Source organism: Wolbachia endosymbiont (group B) of Lycaena phlaeas, assembly GCF_947251875.1.
Classification (GTDB): Bacteria; Pseudomonadota; Alphaproteobacteria; order Rickettsiales; family Anaplasmataceae; genus Wolbachia.
Genome location: NZ_OX366392.1, coordinates 933,197 through 950,324 on the forward strand (window position 1 = coordinate 933,197; position 17,128 = coordinate 950,324).

Annotated in this window: 16 protein-coding genes, 1 tRNA gene and 2 pseudogenes; 10 read left to right on the forward strand and 9 right to left on the reverse strand. The window is 32.9% G+C overall.

Annotated features, from left to right (window positions below):
• Positions 1-105: 105 nt before the first annotated feature.
• A complete protein-coding gene (locus tag OPR37_RS04205; protein WP_007302603.1) occupies positions 106-1,074 on the forward strand; it encodes a hypothetical protein in 969 nt (322 codons plus the stop codon).
• 102 nt (positions 1,075-1,176) lie between these two features.
• Here OPR37_RS04205 and OPR37_RS04210 read toward each other — a convergent pair whose 3' ends face one another.
• The 5 genes from OPR37_RS04210 to rpsB form a co-directional block, all read right to left on the reverse strand.
• Positions 1,177-2,193 (reverse strand): substrate-binding domain-containing protein, encoded by a 1,017-nt coding sequence (locus OPR37_RS04210; RefSeq protein WP_012482020.1) that lies wholly within the window; start codon positions 2,191-2,193, stop codon positions 1,177-1,179.
• 193 nt (positions 2,194-2,386) lie between these two features.
• Positions 2,387-2,944: a ribosome recycling factor gene (frr, locus tag OPR37_RS04215; protein ID WP_007302601.1), complete on the reverse strand. Its 558-nt coding sequence runs from the start codon at positions 2,942-2,944 to the stop codon at positions 2,387-2,389.
• A 7-nt stretch (positions 2,945-2,951) separates the two neighbouring features.
• Positions 2,952-3,695, reverse strand: a complete 744-nt coding sequence (gene pyrH, locus OPR37_RS04220; protein WP_265016832.1) for a UMP kinase — start codon at positions 3,693-3,695, stop codon at positions 2,952-2,954.
• Positions 3,679-4,524 carry a translation elongation factor Ts gene (gene tsf, locus OPR37_RS04225; RefSeq protein WP_052265040.1) on the reverse strand — a complete coding sequence of 282 codons (846 nt, stop codon included), beginning with the start codon at positions 4,522-4,524 and terminating at the stop codon, positions 3,679-3,681. Before tsf ends, pyrH begins: the two co-directional genes overlap by 17 nt.
• Entirely contained in the window at positions 4,521-5,336 is an 816-nt protein-coding gene (rpsB, locus tag OPR37_RS04230; RefSeq protein ID WP_012482019.1) for a 30S ribosomal protein S2, read from the reverse strand. Before rpsB ends, tsf begins: the two co-directional genes overlap by 4 nt.
• A gap of 181 nt (positions 5,337-5,517) precedes the next feature.
• On the opposite strand from rpsB, the gene OPR37_RS04235 reads away from it, so the two are divergent.
• The 3 genes from OPR37_RS04235 to glmS all read left to right on the forward strand — a co-directional run bounded on the left by OPR37_RS04235 (position 5,518) and on the right by glmS (position 7,958).
• A tRNA-Asp gene (locus OPR37_RS04235) sits at positions 5,518-5,594 on the forward strand.
• 130 nt (positions 5,595-5,724) lie between these two features.
• The gene (gene yajC / locus OPR37_RS04240; RefSeq protein ID WP_006012489.1) at positions 5,725-6,138 is read left to right on the forward strand and encodes a preprotein translocase subunit YajC; all 414 of its coding nucleotides are present in this window, start codon (positions 5,725-5,727) and stop codon (positions 6,136-6,138) included.
• 8 nt (positions 6,139-6,146) lie between these two features.
• Entirely contained in the window at positions 6,147-7,958 is a 1,812-nt protein-coding gene (gene glmS, locus OPR37_RS04245; RefSeq protein WP_007302597.1) for a glutamine--fructose-6-phosphate transaminase (isomerizing), read from the forward strand.
• 298 nt (positions 7,959-8,256) lie between these two features.
• On the opposite strand, the pseudogene OPR37_RS06235 reads toward glmS, so the two are convergent.
• Positions 8,257-8,370: pseudogene (locus OPR37_RS06235) on the reverse strand (IS481 family transposase); the annotation flags it as partial.
• Between the two features lie 213 nt (positions 8,371-8,583).
• On the opposite strand from OPR37_RS06235, the gene OPR37_RS04250 reads away from it, so the two are divergent.
• Positions 8,584-9,330, forward strand: a complete 747-nt coding sequence (locus tag OPR37_RS04250; RefSeq protein ID WP_213863941.1) for a hypothetical protein — start codon at positions 8,584-8,586, stop codon at positions 9,328-9,330.
• 16 nt (positions 9,331-9,346) lie between these two features.
• Here the strand turns inward: OPR37_RS04250 and tnpA are convergent.
• A pseudogene (tnpA, locus tag OPR37_RS04255) lies at positions 9,347-9,765 on the reverse strand (IS200/IS605 family transposase).
• Between the two features lie 340 nt (positions 9,766-10,105).
• Here tnpA and OPR37_RS04260 point away from each other — a divergent pair.
• Complete coding sequence (locus tag OPR37_RS04260; protein WP_264711277.1) at positions 10,106-11,146, forward strand: hypothetical protein; 1,041 nt, start codon at positions 10,106-10,108, stop codon at positions 11,144-11,146.
• Here OPR37_RS04260 and OPR37_RS04265 read toward each other — a convergent pair.
• Positions 11,136-11,660, reverse strand: a complete 525-nt coding sequence (locus OPR37_RS04265; protein WP_015588396.1) for a gamma carbonic anhydrase family protein — start codon at positions 11,658-11,660, stop codon at positions 11,136-11,138. The genes OPR37_RS04260 and OPR37_RS04265 overlap by 11 nt on opposite strands.
• A gap of 116 nt (positions 11,661-11,776) precedes the next feature.
• Here OPR37_RS04265 and secG point away from each other — a divergent pair, with 116 nt between their 5' ends.
• Genes secG through OPR37_RS04285 form a run of 4 tightly spaced genes read left to right on the forward strand, consistent with a single transcriptional unit; the run spans position 11,777 to position 14,461 of the window.
• On the forward strand, positions 11,777-12,097 hold the full coding sequence (gene secG, locus OPR37_RS04270) for a preprotein translocase subunit SecG (RefSeq protein WP_214303352.1): 321 nt from the start codon (positions 11,777-11,779) through the stop codon (positions 12,095-12,097).
• A complete protein-coding gene (locus OPR37_RS04275) occupies positions 12,097-13,704 on the forward strand; it encodes a CTP synthase (protein ID WP_052265041.1) in 1,608 nt (535 codons plus the stop codon). The genes secG and OPR37_RS04275 overlap by 1 nt, the downstream gene beginning before the upstream one ends.
• A gap of 38 nt (positions 13,705-13,742) precedes the next feature.
• Positions 13,743-14,036, forward strand: coding sequence for a hypothetical protein (locus OPR37_RS04280; RefSeq protein WP_007302591.1), 294 nt, complete (start codon positions 13,743-13,745; stop codon positions 14,034-14,036).
• A 17-nt stretch (positions 14,037-14,053) separates the two neighbouring features.
• Positions 14,054-14,461 (forward strand): nucleoside deaminase, encoded by a 408-nt coding sequence (locus tag OPR37_RS04285; protein ID WP_265016833.1) that lies wholly within the window; start codon positions 14,054-14,056, stop codon positions 14,459-14,461.
• Positions 14,462-14,949: 488 nt separating this feature from the next.
• On the opposite strand, the gene OPR37_RS04290 is transcribed toward OPR37_RS04285, so the two are convergent.
• Complete coding sequence (locus OPR37_RS04290) at positions 14,950-17,031, reverse strand: hypothetical protein (protein ID WP_264684827.1); 2,082 nt, start codon at positions 17,029-17,031, stop codon at positions 14,950-14,952.
• Positions 17,032-17,128 lie beyond the last annotated feature (97 nt).

Sequence of the window (17,128 nt, forward strand, 5' to 3'; positions counted from 1 at the left end):
ATATGTTATTAAAACTTCAACCGCTTTGCTAATTTTTTCTCTTGACTTGATTATAAATACGTATAATTATAGCGCTAAATTTGCCATAAGAGATAGAGGTAAGGTATGTTATTAACTGACAGACAAAAAAACATTCGAGATTCATTAATTAGTGAAGCTATACAAGGCAACTTTGAGAATATAAAAAATAATTACGATAGCGATATACAAGAAGTTTTGAAAAGCGAATTACCTAGTAATATACAAAAAGAGTTTAAAGACGATCTACCTAACCCTTGTACCACTTCACAGTTGATTATATTCAAAAAAAATCAAAAGGAAATTAATCAATGTATACAGAAAATGGAGCAAAAAATTGAGAGTATTTCGTGTGATATAGCTATGCAAGAAGCGAAAGGAAATGATGATTCGCATATGCAAAAAGTGAAAAACTTAAAGAGAACAAGTGATCTTCACCACAAATTACGTCAAGCAATAGATTATTTAGATGTTAAAAAAGTTAAAGCAGTATTAGAAGATTGTGATACAAATCTAGCAATGATTTTAAATAGACCTATACATTCACAGAGCAAAACTACCCTTTTACTTTATCCTCTGCAAGTTGGTCTTAATAAACGATATATAGGTGATGGTAAAAGATTGAAACAAGAAGATCTGAGAAATATAAAAGAAATTACTAAACTTCTTTGGGATAAAGCTTCTCCTGATATTCGCAATTTCTGGTTTAAATTCCATCAAGATCAACAAGAAGAAAGTACAAAAGACACAAAAGCAACCTTTGAAGCTCATTTGAAAAAAGCTCCTCCTGATATTCGTGACTTGTGGCTTAAATATCAAAGAGTGCCTGAAAATCAAGATGCAGCTGTAATAAAACTTCTTAAAGGTGAGCAACAACGACATGCCAAGATAGGTAGTGAGAAGTGGCTTGAAGATTTCATTCAAGAAGTTAAAGATTACAGAGAACAAAAAACCATAGAAGAAAACCTTGAAATAGCTACAGAGAAACCTACAACAAAATCTGTTCTACAAGACGCACAACTTTCTCAAATAAATAGAACTTGTTGTATTTTGTAGTAAATAAGTTCTTAGGAAATCTAAGTATGATAACAATAAAAACAAGAAATTTAAACGTTCTATTTTTAACCTAGTATCCAGAATAAAAAAATATCAAAGTCATCATATTATATCACGAACCTTTTCCAAGACTTTTTTTATATTTTCGCTTGAAAGTGGAATTAAGCCAAGCCTAGATAAATATCCACCTTCAGTACTAATAGAGTCTACAACTTCTCTAATGAATTCCCTTAATCCATCAACAGTATCTAAGTGTTCTTTCTTTATATAAAGATATAAAGGCCTTGCTAACATATACTCCCCCGATGATATATTTTTATAAGTTGGCTCAATTCCTGCGATTGTGCTTCCTTGAATCTCATCTTGGTTTTTCGCTAAAAAGCTGAAGCTAAATATTCCTAAAGCATTTTTATTGCTCTTCAATTTTTGTATTATTATGTTTTCATTAATTCCAACTTCTATATATCTTCCATCATCTCTGATATTACTACATGCTTTCTTTCTTTTTTCTTGGTCTTGATAATTCTCTTTGAAAATCCTTGAGTTCATACATGAATATTGATCAAGCATAATAAAATTAATCAAAGTTTCATGTGTACCTGTATTTTGATGTGGGCCATAGATTTTAATTTCTGTTTTTGGTAGAGCTTGATTTACATCAGACCAAAATTTCTTGTTATTCTTTACTAATCTATCATTGTCTTCAGAATATGAAGATAAAGTTTCAAACAGGTCATTTTTTGTAAAATCAAATCTATGGCTTTGATTTGAATTTGCAATAACAATTCCATCATAGCCAATTATTATCTCTATTACTTCATTCACTTTATTTCTTTTACATAATTCTCTCTCTACTTCCTTCATAGGGCGGGATGAAGTAGTGATATCTGGTGTGCCTTCCCCTATTCCTGAACAAAACATTTTGAACCCTGATCCACTTCCTATCGATTCTACAACTGGAGTTTTAAAGGAAAATATACGGCTGAATTCTTCAGATATAAATGAGATAAAAGGAAAAACAGTTGAAGATCCAACAATTCTGATATATCTTCTGGCATCAACATTTGACAGTGGGATGAGTAATACAAATGCAAAAATAAGGAAAAGGCGTTTCAGCATCGTTTTCGCTCAAGAGTGTAAACTTAATTATCGTAATAAAAAATCAAACTGAAAAGCTTTTTTTCTAGATTTCAAAAGGTATAACGATCAAATGTGTGCGTAATGATGAGATCTGAATCACAGCATTCATACAACTGTATCTATATCGAATCCTCTTATGTTTTTCAATACTGAAAAATTCTTTCATATTAACTTAATGATGCAATATATCCTTTTCTTTAATAGATAAGTCATCATCGACTTTTTTTACATTATCATCAGTAATGTTTTGTATTTCCTTTTTGGCAACATGAAAATCATCTTCTGAGATTTCCTTATTTTTCTTCATTTCCTCTATTTCTTCCATAACATCTCTGCGTATATTTCTAATTGCAACTCGTGCATTTTCAGAAAATTGATGCAATAATTTCACTAATTTTTCACGAGTTTCTTGTGTTAAGTCTGGAAGAACTATACGTATAGTATTTCCTTCAACAACAGGATTTAAATTCAGGTTAGCATTGATTATCGCATTTTTTACTTCACCGATAGCAGTAGCATCCCAAACTTTAACTGATAGAGTTTTGTTATCTATAGCTGAAACTCCTGCAACTTGGTTCAGTTTTTGATGTCCACCATAGATATTTACAACTATACCATCAAGTAATGATGCGTTAGCTCTACCAGTACGTACACCTTTCATATCATCGTGAAAAGACTGAATAGTTTTTAGCATTCTTTCTTTTGTTTTAGCTTTTATTTCGTTTAACATAAATTACCTAATGTTTACAATCTGAAACTATAGTATAAGTGCCTTGACCCTTAATAATATCAACCATTTTTTCTCTTTTTAAAGAAAAAACTACAATTGGGATAGAATTCTCACGAGCAAGTGAAATTGCTGATGCATCCATAACTTTTAAATCACGAGTTAGCAGATCTGTATAAGAAAGCCTATCATACATCACAGCATTCTCATTTTTTTTTGGATCGGCAGAATATACACCACTTACTTGAGTACCTTTTAAAATAACATCACAATTCATTTCAACAGCACGTAAAGCTGCAGCTGTATCTGTAGTAAAAAATGGGTTACCTGTGCCTGCTGCAAAAATGACTACTCTACCTTTCTCTAAATGATGAATAGCCTTCCTTCTTATATAAGGTTCACATATAGTAGTCATGGGTATAGCAGACAACACCCTAGAGACTATAGAGCTTTTTTCTAAAAAATTTTGCAAAATTAAAGCATTAATGACAGTACCAAGCATTCCAATATAATCACTGCTTGCTCTTTCACAGCCACTTAAAGATGCTGATGCACCACGAAAAATATTCCCACCACCAACAACAATAGAAACTTGAACTCCAAGATTACAAACTTCAACTATGTCTTTGGATAGTTTATCTATAACTTCCATATCATGGCCAAATAGCTTTGATCCCATCAAAGCCTCCCCAGAGATTTTGAATAACACTCTGGGGTACTTTACTTCTGAAGTTTTGTTACTTATTTGCACCATCCAAAGTAAGTAACTTATAATTAGCTAATTTAACAGCACTTGATTCTATAAAATCAGCAATCTTCATTTTATCATCTTTTATAAACTTCTGCTCTAGTAGAACAACTTCTTCATAGTATTTAGCCATTCGTCCATCTACTATTTTTTTCGCTACCTCTTCAGGTTTATTTAAGCTCTTTACTTGCTCCTCAATTATAGAACGCTCATTGTTTAATTTTTCTTGATCTAAATCATCTATAGATAAAGCTTCAGGTTTCATAGCAACTACATGCATAGCTATTTGCTTTCCAATCTCTTGTTTATCACCAGATGATTGCAATGCTACTAAAGCACCAATCTTACCTAAGCCATGCATATCACCATGTACATAGCCAGCAACAATCCCATCCTTAGTCTCTAGGTAGCAAAGATTGCTTAACTCTAACTTCTCACCAAGAACCGATGTACCACTCATAATAGCTTCCTGTACTGTACCAACATCTTCATATTTGGCATTTTTTAACTCATCAAGACTAGTACAACGTTCTTGACAAGCAATTGATGCTAAATTTGAAACTAATGCTATGAACTTCTCATTTCTAGCAACAAAATCAGTTTCACAATTGACTTTAACCAATACACCATAATTTTTAGCCAAGCACATAGCAATAAGCCCATCTGAAGCTACTCTATCAGACTTTTTGTCAGCTTTAGCAAATCCTATTGTACGTAACCTATCAACGGCTTTCTTAATATCACCATCACACTCTTCTAACGCTTTCTTACAATCGCTTAAGCCAAGCCCTGTTCTATCGCGTAATTCCCTTATACTACTTGAATCCATCTTCATTTACTTACTATTACCTCCCTTTCTGTTTCATCCTTCATACGCTTCTTTTTAGTTTGCACAATACCCCCTTCTTTTTCTTGAATAAGCTCATCATCCTTAACTCTAGACCTTGTCAAACTAGACTCTATTCCAGCTAATATAGAATCAGCAGCTAATTTACAGTAGAGCTCTATTGATTTTCTTGAATCATCATTTCCTGATATAGGATAGGCAATATCATCTGGGTCAGAATTGGTATCAAGTACTCCAACTACAGGAATACCCAGTTTTTTAGCCTCTTTAACCGCTATATGCTCTTTGTTAGTATCAATAATGAATAAAATATCAGGAACTGCTCCCATTTCTCTAATGCCACCCAATTCTTTATCAAGCTTTTTTCTTTTCTTTTCAATATTTCCTAATTCTTTTTTTGTTAAGATACTATCTTCATCATTTAATATTTTCTCATATTGTATCAAAGTTTTTATCGAAGAAGAAACAGTGTTCCAATTAGTAAGCATACCACCAAGCCATCGATCATTTACATAATATTGACCACAACGAACCGCTTCACTTGCAACAATATCTAAAGCTTGAAATTTCGTACCAACAAATAAAATGCGACCATCTTGAGATGCAACATCGTATAAAGCTTTCATTGCCGCCTCTAACAATGGTAATGTTTTTCGTAAGTCTATTATGTGTATACGATTCTGTTGATGTACACCATATATATATGGGGCCATTTTCGCATTCCAGCGACTAACTTTATGGCCAAAATGCACACCAGATTCAGCTAAATCACGTATAGTGACTTTAGGCAAATTTGTCATATTTACTCCTCCAAATAGTTTATCCTCCATGGCATAACCCTAACGGGACTACTTGCATAAGCCATGTGTGAAATTAAGTTATTTACATAGTAATAAAAAAGACAAAAAAGCGCAAACAAAAAATATTGACAAGTAGCAACACGTTGATTAGCTTTAAGATTGCAAACGTTAAAAAGCAATGGGGGGTGTAGCTCAGTTGGTTAGAGCGCATGCCTGTCACGCATGAGGTCGTGAGTTCAAGTCTCATCACTCCCGCCATTACAGCAGAAACACCTTAAAATTCCTTAACTTTCTTATTAATTTGAATTAATTTCTTTCAGAGACTTGACATGATATTGTAATTGCTGCTTAATCTATTTAACTTTATCGTTAATAATTGGGATTAAATATGTTCATTTCTGAGGTTTTTGCGGCAGATGCGACTAACAATGTATCAGCATCTGTTGCTAGCTTTATTCCACTCATTTTAATATTTGTAGTATTTTATTTTCTCATTATTCGTCCCAATCACAAAAAACTAAAAGAACATAGAAGGATGATAGATCAAATAAAACGTGGTGATACGGTTATTACTTCTAGTGGAATAATAGGTGAAGTAAACAAAGTTGACGAAGTAAATGCACAACTAATACTAGAAATAGCACCAAAAATTGAAATAAAAATCCTAAAGTCTGCTATATCTGAAATCTTAAATAAAGAAATTCAAAAGCCAGTAGCTAAATCTATTGAAAAAAGCAAAGTTGAAAAGAATGGCAAGAAAAATAAACTAGAGGAAAGTAAAAAAGACAAAAATGCTTCATAATTTAAGAAGTGTGTGGAATATTAGGTATAGTAAGTAGCGGTGATTCAGTAATACCAACTTTACTAACCGCGTTGCAAAAATTGGAATACAGAGGTTATGACTCTTCAGGTATAGCAATTATAAATAATAGAGGTAAGATAGAAGTAAAAAAATCAGAAGGTAAAGTTGAAAGATTGTGTGAAGTTGTTCATGAGAGCAAGATATCTAGTAGCAAAGTTGGTATAGCACATACTCGTTGGGCTACACATGGAGCTCCAAATCTTAAAAATGCTCATCCCATTTATATAAATAATGTTGTTGTTGCTCATAATGGCATAATTGAAAATTACAATATATTAAAAAAGGATCTGGAGGAAAAGGGAGTATCTTTCCACACCGATACTGATACAGAAGTGATACCAAACATATTAACTTCATATCTTGATGAAGGGTTATCACCAATTGATTCTATATTACAGTGTCTAAACAATTTACAAGGTTCACTTGCTTTGGCTTTATTATTTGCAGAATATCCAGATACTTTATTTGTTGCAAAAAGAAATTTGCCTTTAGCAATAGGATATAACTGTAATAAAGTGTTTGCTGCTTCTGATACTAATACTTTGAATTCATTTGTAGAAAAAATATTGCATTTAGAAGATAATGATATTGCAGTAATAAAATCTAACGAATTCAGTATATATAATAATGGTATACAAGTTAAACGCAGAACAGAAAATAGCAGTCCAAGAAATTTTCTAATTAGTAAAAATGGTTACCCTAGCTTTATGCTAAAAGAAATTTTTGAGCAACCGTATGCATTAAACAAAACAATAAATCAATTTTATAAACAATATAAAGAAATCAACAAAGAATTATTTTCTGAACTAGGTTACATTACTATAGTTGGATGCGGTTCATCCTATTTTGCTGGACTAATAGCAAAGTGTTGGCTGGAAAGTATTGCTCAAATTCGGGTATATCTAGAAATCTCGTCAGAATTTAGGTATAGCAGCGTCAAGCTCGAAGAAGGTAGTATTGGCTTATTCATTTCTCAATCTGGTGAAACTGCAGATACTATGGAAGCACTACGTTATGCGAGATTGCAGAAACAAATGATCATTAGCATAATTAATACATTTAATAGCAGCATAGAAAAAGCCTCAGATATTGTATTGCATACTCTTGCTGGACCTGAGATTGGTGTTGCTTCGACAAAAACCTTTTCTACGCAGCTTGCAATTTTAGCATGCTTTGCTGTAGAGCTTGGAAAAATAAAAGGTATACTGGGTAGAGAGAGGATAAAGGAACTAAGCGGTGCTATTAATTCCATTCCCGAACATGTAGAGCATGTTTTGAATGTGATGGAAATACAACATATATCAGGCAGTATATTAGAGCACAATAATATAATTATAATTGGGAGAGGAAGCTCATATGGAGTTGCAATGGAAGGTGCATTGAAGATAAAAGAGCTTTCATATATCAACACAATTGGTATTGCAGCGGGAGAAATGAAGCACGGTTCTATCGCCTTGATAGACTCTACTGTACTTGTTATCGCAATTATTCCTTACGATAATTTATTCTTTAAAACGCTATCCAATATACAAGAGATTATTGCAAGAAAAGGTAAAGTAATTGCCTTTAGTGATAAGCAAGGAGCACCGCTCTTAAAGGGAATTTGCATAGATGTGGTGCAACTTCCAGAAGTTGACAATTTTGTTTCTCCAATTATCTACAGTGTTGCTATGCAATTTCTTGCTTATTCTATTGCAGAAAAAAAAGGGTTAGATGTAGATTGTCCGAGAAATTTAGCTAAATCTGTCACAGTTGAGTAACTTATTTAAAGTGAGTTGCTAATTAACAGCTCTAATTGTCAGTTATAAATTACTGAATTTTACTAATAAATTCATTGCTATCATTAGCCCTCTGCGAAAGAATATGTAACTAATGTAAGGATGAGAGAGGCTAAAATCCACGCCTCAAATTAACAAGATTTGCCATTATGGTTACCAGACACAACTTAACCTAGCAAGCAAGAATTAACTAACAGAAAAATTGAAAACTAATATCAGTCTCTTATGTAATGTTACTAATATTTTTCTAATATGTTTTCTATTCAGGAAAGTCTACATCGCCATAACAATATTTACTAGAATGAGGTCTTGTCTCATTGTAAAAACACAACCAATGATCAACGTCTATCTGAAGATCTTCTAATGAATTGTAGATTGTTTTACAAAAAAAGAGGAGTAAATGAGAGTTCAGTAACTTGATTATAGAGTTGTACTGCCTTTCCATATTTGAAGCAAGTTGTTATTCTATCTCAAACCGTAGCACAAAGTAAATATGGCAATTTACACTAAAATTTTCTGTTTATGATTTATATTATGTAAAGATACTATTTGACCTTGAGCTTTAAAGATATTATGTAATAGCATTATTTAATATGCAAGGTTTATTATGGCTAAAGTAAGTGCTGGTGAAAACTCAAAAAAGCTTAAAGATGGTAAAAATCAGCCCATATCACCAAAAAAGTTCAAAGGCAGTCAGTCTATGTCACCAAAACGGAGTCAGAATTCTGGTGAAAAGCTATGGAATGTATTAGAATCATTAGAAGAAGCAAAATCAGAGTTGAAAAAAAGAAAGTTTGAAATAGAACTAAAAAAAGACACTAAAATATCAGAAGAAGGAATAGAAAAAGTAGTGGAATTAGAAAGGAAAATAGAAAAAGAGATAGAAGAAATAGCAATGCCAATATCAACGTTACTACTTAAGGAAACAATAATAAAATTACAAGGAACAAAAATAATAAATTTTTTAAAAAAATTAGAAAAACAAGTAAAAGAAATGCAAGAATTATGTAAGAAACTAGAATTAAATGCTAAAATAGAAAAAGAAGATCTAAATAAGCTCGAGGACATAAAGAAAGAATCAGAAAAGTGTTGCAGAGAGTTAGTGAGCTATATGCCTAATTCAAATAATCCTAGAATGTTGTACACTGCTGTTATTGGTCTTGCTGTTGGGCTGGTAGCAAGTACTATACTTGAACATACAACTAGACTAAGTATATTAGCAATAATTGGCATAGCTACAGCATCTGCACTCGTAGCTGGTGGTGCTACATATGAAGCACTAAGACCTAATACTAAAATAGATGAATCAAAAGAAGTCCAATTCAACCACTATGGATTAAAATCCAAAGATTGAGAGAGAGCATAGAATGCTAACTTTCGACTTGAAAGTCACCAAATTTATCTTCTTTTTTAGAGTGATTTTCAATATAATTTTTTATCATTTCGTCAGTTACATTTCCGCTAGTCCTGACAAAGTAGCCTACTGCCCACAACCCAATATCTCTTTTTTAGCTCTGGAAAGTTTTGCTGGATTTTTCTGGAACTTTTTCCTTTTATTAACTGCACTAACTTACTAATACTTAAGTATGGGGGTACAGAAACGTATACGTGTACATGACTTGACGCAACTCTACCTCTGATAATTTCTACTTGATTATTTGTACATACTTCTTGTACAACTTCTTTAGCTTTCTGTCCAATATCTCCAACTAGTACTGGATATCGATATTTTGTTATCCACACTATGTGATATATATACAGAGTGACTGCTTTTTCTATAATATTCCACATTCTTTCAGATTTTTCACCTTAAAATTATATTCTTAAAAGGATGGACTTCAAGTCCAGGGTTTTTCTCCCAAATTTGGGACAATAAAGAGTTCTCATCACTCACTTTCCTAATCACACTTTAATTCAAACTTTATCAGTTTTATTCAAGTTGCTTCTAAAAGGAGAATATTAATGGTGTCCTCCTTACTGATTTGGTTAAAATGCAGAAAATGCCTATGTCAAAATTTACACAGATGTTAAGTGCTGCCACTAATTCCCAGTTAGTACAATTTGTGTATATTATTGACATATTTAATTTATTCTGTTACAATTTTTATTAATTAGGTTGAGGTAAAACAATGAAGAGTTTTAAATGGCTACTTAATCAAGTCAGACTTTCATGGATTAGCTTAATATCAAAAGTAAAGAGCTTTTTTCAAACTAACGATACACATCATCAAACAACTGCTAGCAATGGAAATGATCATACAAGAAAAATAAGTGTAGAAAATACAATAGAGGCGAAAGTTAATGAAGAGGATGTATGGTATGATTCTCTGAAAGAACAAGAGCCAGGTGAAAAAGAAAGAGATCTGGATGAAGAAGAATTTTTTGATGCTATTGAAAATTTGGATGAAGAGGAAGTGAGTGCTAACATAGAAGGAAAAGAGTATGAAAAAAATAAGTACTATAGTCTACAAGAAAAAAATGAATTTGATCACACAACGCACACTCTTACACTTGCTTTTGAAATTGAAAAGCCATTTCCAGACTCTGACCTTAGTAAATTTAAATTGTGCGAGCTTAAGCAAAATCGTGGTAAATACACATTTACTCTAGAGGATGACCAGAAAAATCGTATAGAGCTACACTCTGAATACCTTAATATGTATTTTCCTAAGTATTTTGAGAAACACAGAAAAAAAGGAGCATACACTGAACTTTTTTCTCAAGAAGAAAATGGAATTAGCAATGATATTATCATCCCATTAGAAGTTCCAAAAGAGGTAGGGATACTTACTGAAAAATTCGGTCGGATGAACTTCATAAAAGCAAATATACAATCTCAAATACCAGATTTTCCGGGAGATATAAATCTAAAAGATTGTAAAGATCATGTAAACTTCTATCTTAATTCAAATAATACTATATCTCTTTTTCTAACGTCAGCACCGATAAAATTTGCAGCTAAATTATCAGGTACTCCAACAGAAACAAACTGGCCAATAAAGGATATTCTAGTCAGAGGTAGTTTTATTAATCAGCATATTGATAAGCAAACTAGAGTTGAAAAAGTGATTGAGCCTTATATTGATAAGCATTCTATAGTTGAAGAAGCTTTTGAAGTAGTTAACGTAGAATGTGCATCAGAGCTGAAGATTTCTCAACCTAGCATATAGCTTTATATTCTTTCATCAGCATGATATAATTTTGTGCAGATTGTGTAATATGTTTAATTTCCTCATCTGACATTTTTTTGAAGAATTGTGCTGGCCTGCCAGCCCATACTTCACCACTTTTTATCACTTTCCCATGCGTTACCAGTGAGCCAGCAGCTACCATAGCTTCAGATTCCACAATCGCATGATCCATTATAACAGAGCCCATACCAATAAATGCTTTATCATGTATCGTGCATGCATGTAACACACAAAAATGTCCAACCGTCACCATACTACCAATAATCGTATCACCGCCTGGATTTCTATCTACATGAATTACGGTGCCATCTTGAATATTCGTTTCATCACCTATTTTGATTGATCCAACATCTCCTCTGATCACACAATTAAACCAGATACTCGCATTCCTTCCTATTTCAACGTTACCTATGATACGCACACCATCTGCGATAAAAGAACTTTCATCCATTTTTGGTTCATAATCTTTGTATTTTAAAATGTGATAGCTCATAATTTAAATAAGGTTTAATACATACTTGGATTCCAGTAGTCAAGTTACTCGGGTAAATATATTCTTGACTTATGATCCTTATGCTCCTAAAATCTTTATTTTTAGCTCTATTCATAATGTCAGTAACAGTACTTAGTGTACTTCAAATAATATTAGTTGTTGTATTGGTAATTTTAGTGCTCCTGCAGCCACCTGGAAGTAGTTCATTAAGTGGCTTTAGTAATTCACAACAGGGAATGAATTCAATAATTCCGATAAAGTCTTCTGAAAATCCACTCAGTAGAATAACTTCTATAGTTGCTGGGCTGTTCATTATAAATACACTGTTACTATCAGGATTATGTTCAAAAGATGTACATAAAAAATCAATTGCAGAGAAGATTATATCAGAAAAGAAGCAAGAAGGCCAATCAACTTCTGTTCCATTTGAAAATTAATGAAAGAAACCAAGTTTATCTTTGTTACAGGTGGAGTTGTTTCATCACTTGGTAAGGGTTTAGTTGCTTCAAGTGTGGGAGCACTTCTTCAAGCTCATGGATTCAATGTTCGCATCAGAAAGCTTGACCCATATCTCAACATTGATCCTGGAACAATGAGCCCAGCTCAGCACGGGGAAGTATTTGTTACTGAGGATGGTGCTGAAACTGATTTAGACCTTGGACATTACGAGCGTTTTACTAAAATTAAAGCAACCAAGGACGACAATATAACAACTGGTAAAGTATATAATAAATTATTAAAGAAGGAAAGGTGTGGTGATTATCTAGGCAAAACTGTGCAAATCATTCCTCATGTGACAGATTTAATCAAATCTTTCATTTTTAATGGTACAGAAGATTTAGATTTTGTAATATGCGAAATAGGCGGAACCGTAGGTGATATTGAAAGCCAACCGTTTTTGGAAGCTATACGCCAAGTTAATTATAAACTAGGAAAGCAAAAAGTTATCCTTATTCACTTAACTTTAATACCATATCTCACTGCAGCACAAGAATTAAAGACAAAACCGACACAGCATTCAGTTCGAGAGTTAAACTCTGCGGGGTTACAACCAGATATTATATTATGTCGCAGTGAAAAAGAAATTTCCGATAATCAAAAAGAAAAGATAGCCAATCTTTGCAATGTTTCTTTATCTAACGTAATACCTGCTCCTGATGTAAACCATATATACGAGTTACCGTCCTTGTATAATCAATGTGGGCTCGGGACACAAATTTTGGATCACTTTCACTTAAGTAAGCCAAAACCAAGCTTACCTGAATGGGACCAAATAGTACACTCTATGAAACATCCAACACAAGAAGTTATCGTTTCCATAGTAGGAAAATATACTGAATTTCCTGACGCATATAAATCACTGATTGAAGCATTAAACCATGGTGCAATTAGTAATAAAGCTAGAGTGAAGATAAATTGGGTCAACTCAAGAGAAGAGAATGGAAAATCTATAGATGCAAAGTTTATCAGAGAAAAATTACAAAGCTCTAATTCAGTCCTTGTTCCAGGAGGATTTGGTGATAATGGAATAGAAGGTAAAATATTAGCAATAAACTATGCCCGTGTAAATAACATTCCTTTTTTAGGAATATGTCTTGGTATGCAGCTTGCAGTGATTGAATTTGCTCGTAACGTTATTAAGCTTGAAGATGTACACTCTGAAGAATTTTATACTTGCAAACACCCAATCATCAAGCTCGCTGATGGTAAGAACGTTGATCTTGGTGGAACCATGAGACTTGGAACATACAAGTGTAATGTAAATCCAAATTCAAAAATGGCAAATGTGTATAGTAGTGTCACTATTTCAGAAAGACACAGACACAGATATATAGTTAATTTAGATTATAAAAATAACTTAGAAGAGAATGGAATGATATGCAGTGGTATATCAGAAGATAAAACATGCATAGAGGCAGTGGAGCTAAAAAATCACTCATGGTTTATTGGTGTGCAATTTCATCCAGAATTTCAATCAAGACCATTTTCTCCTCATCCTCTCTTTACATCATTTATTAAGGCAACTATTGACAATAGAGTTTAATAGAACTTAATAAACTCTATTCTAATAGAGAGGTAAAAATGTTACTAAGAAATAGTAAAGATAGCATTACATATGGATCTGCGACCTTCGAGGAATTGAATAGGCATGTAGAACAAATAATATATAAATTAGAGGAGGATCAAATTATAGAGGATATAATGGAAGAAGTAGTTGTAGCTATAAACGAACTAAAATCGGTAGAAGAAATAAAAAAATATTTAAAGCGAGAAATAGATAGCCTTGTAAAAAGGACAATAGTCCTTAGTGAATTCTATAACCTAGAAAAAATAGAAAAGCCAAGAAAAGAAAATTATATTTACCCAAGCACCTAATGTTTAAGTACCAATACATGGAACTTGCCATAGAGCAAGCAAACCTTGCTCAGAAAGATGGCGAAGTGCCAATAGGCGCTGTAATAGTTAATGGAAACAATATCATCTCCTCTGCACACAATATATCTAATGATCCAACTGCACATGCAGAAATGTTAACAATTAGACAAGCATTTTCAACTTCCACGCTTTATGAAGCTGAAATGTACGTAACGTTAGAGCCGTGCCCGATGTGCGCTCAAGCTATCTCTTTTGCAAAAATTAAACGTCTGTACTTCGGGGCTTACAATCCCAAAGGTGGAGGAGTTGAAAACGGCACTAGAATATTTCAATTCTGTAACCACATACCTGAAGTTTATGGTGGAATATTAGAAACAAAATGTTCTCTTTTGTTAAAAGATTTCTTTGAGAAATTGAGAACTTAGGGAAGTGGTTTAAGAAATGATAGATAGGAGATTATGAAAAGGGTTTAGCCGCATGGAAGTGGGATGAAAAGAAGCACTGGTTTCACATGCGTCTGAACAGACAGCATTTTAAATTTGTCCTGTGCAATGTTTGTACAGTTGCGATAAAAATTACTTGACAAATTTTGACAGCTTTGTTATTTTGATAGTGAAGATATTCTAGAGCTCGAAATCTATCTTCGTCTGCAGACTTTTCAACTTCATTAATTTATAATCTCTAGTTAAAGTATATTGGTATAGATAACTTCTATCATAGCTATATACATTTTTCTGAGTTTTTTTGTATTACTTAGGAGGATCATCATGTTTAAAATCATGGATTACGCATATCATTGACATAAATGCCTTAAAAGGACAAATGGTACCTACGTCCTCGTTATATAGATTATGTATTTGTTCAGATACGACTAAATTGTGTCTAGTGTAGAAAAAATTAGACAAATTCAGCCTTATATAGAACCAAATTCAACGAAAGTAGAATTATCCTCATTTTCATAATAATAAGGATTTGCTTCTTGCGTATTATTAACAGCAGTTTTTAATAGTACTTCCTTATCACTATCCCATGCAACTTTCTCCATAATTGCATTATAATCTTTACACTTTTGATCATTTCCACAGTCCCTGATTTTACCATTAAGCTTTAGATAAGGCTTTAATGAATTATAGTGTACTTGAGTATTATTGCCCTCTTTATCTATCATATTCCCTGCGTTATTAACAATTATCAATGGTGCAACTTGTTTCGCTTTCACAATATTTGCTCCACCGGGGTCTTTGATGAGATCAGGACATGATTCTCTAGAAAAAAAATTCTTGTTTAATTCTTTATTATCATAATCAGTGCCAAACTGGCAGAAACTCTTAACCTTCTCGTCCTGACAAGCTAACTCTAGTGGACTATCAATACATTTAAGACATTTCGTATTACTAAAGTTGGCTGCTGAACTAATATTATCAGTAAAGGCAAATTTAAAATTTACTGCACCATAAACACCCTCTGATCCCTTTTCTATATATGGCACAATTTTAGAATTACTATACATCTCAGGATAGAGTTCTTTTAATAAATCAGATGTATTAAAACCTTGACAACCTATCTTATTATTCGATTTATACAAAGTAGCCTTAGGCCCACAAATTCCTGGCAGGCTAAGATCTGGTGTTATTTCTCGAGATGTAATTTCTCCACTTTCATTCCCTACTTCATTGGTAACATGTTTGCCTCTATCATTTTCATTCCCTACTTCATTGGTAACATGTTTGCCTCTATCATTTTCATTCCCTACTTCATTGGTAACATGTTTGCCTCTATCATTTTCATTCCCTACCTTAATACTAGGTTTATCTGTACCGATTCTTTTCTCATTTTTACATTCTTCAGCTGCTTTTTTATACCACTCAGTCTCTGCTTTTGCCATGTTAATTTTACACTTTAAAAGTTCTTCTTTTACTTCTTCAATCTTACTCTGCATCACTTCTTCTTTCTCCTGTTCAATTTTGTACCTCAAAATTTCCTCTTTTGCTAGTTTAGCTTCTAATTTTGCTTGTTCAGCTTCTGCTTTAATATCATCACATTTTTCCTGATTAATTGCCTGTCCACCGTTTTCTTTCATCTTCTCAGCATTTTTTTTACACTGTATTAACTCATTTTTTGTTGCCTCAGCTTCATTCTTAGTTTGTTCTACCTTCTCTCTTTCTTCTTGAAACTGTAATTTTAACTTATCAACTTCTGCTTTTGCTTCATTCTTAGTTTGTTCTACCTTCCCTTTCTCTTCTTGAATCTGTAATTTTAACTCATCAACTTCTGCTTTTGCTGCCTCAGCTTCATTCTTAGTTTGTTCTACCTTCCCTTTCTCTTCTTGAATCTGTAATTTTAACTCATCAACTTCTGCTTTTGCTGCCTCAGCTTCATTCTTAGTTTGTTCTACCTTCCCTTTCTCTTCTTGAATCTGTAATTTTAACTCATCAACTTCTGCTTTTGCTGCCTCAGCTTCATTCTTAGTTTGTTCTACCTTCCCTTTCTCTTCTTGAATCTGTAATTTTAACTTATCAACTTCTGCTTTTGCTTCATTCTTAGTTTGTTCTACCTTCTCTCTTTCTTCTTGAACCTGTAATTTTAACTTATCAACTTTTGCCTCAGCTTCATTCTTAGTTTGTTCTACCTTCTCTCTTTCTTCTTGAACCTGTAATTTTAACTTATCAACTTTTGCCTCAGCTTCATTCTTAGTTTGTTCTACCTTCTCTCTTTCTTCTTGAACCTGTGACTTTAATTCACTAGCTTCTGCTTCTAATTTTGTAATTTCTCTTTGTGATTCCACAGCATCTTTTTTACACTGTATTAACTTATCTTTTGCCTTCTTAGTTTCATCTCTACAGTCACGAAGTAAATCTTCTTCTGATTTATCATCCTCTTTTTCCGCAACCTGATCTCCTAGATTTTCGACTTGCTCACCCTCTTCACCATAAAAAAGTTTGTTGGCATATAAATTACTATTATTAACTTGATCGCTATAGATATTGTTTGACATTGTGACCTCCTATATAGTCAAAACTGGAATTAAATTAGAGTATAAAAGCTAGGAATTCAACATGGGTAAAAGAAACCACAGCTCAGGAAATCTAAGG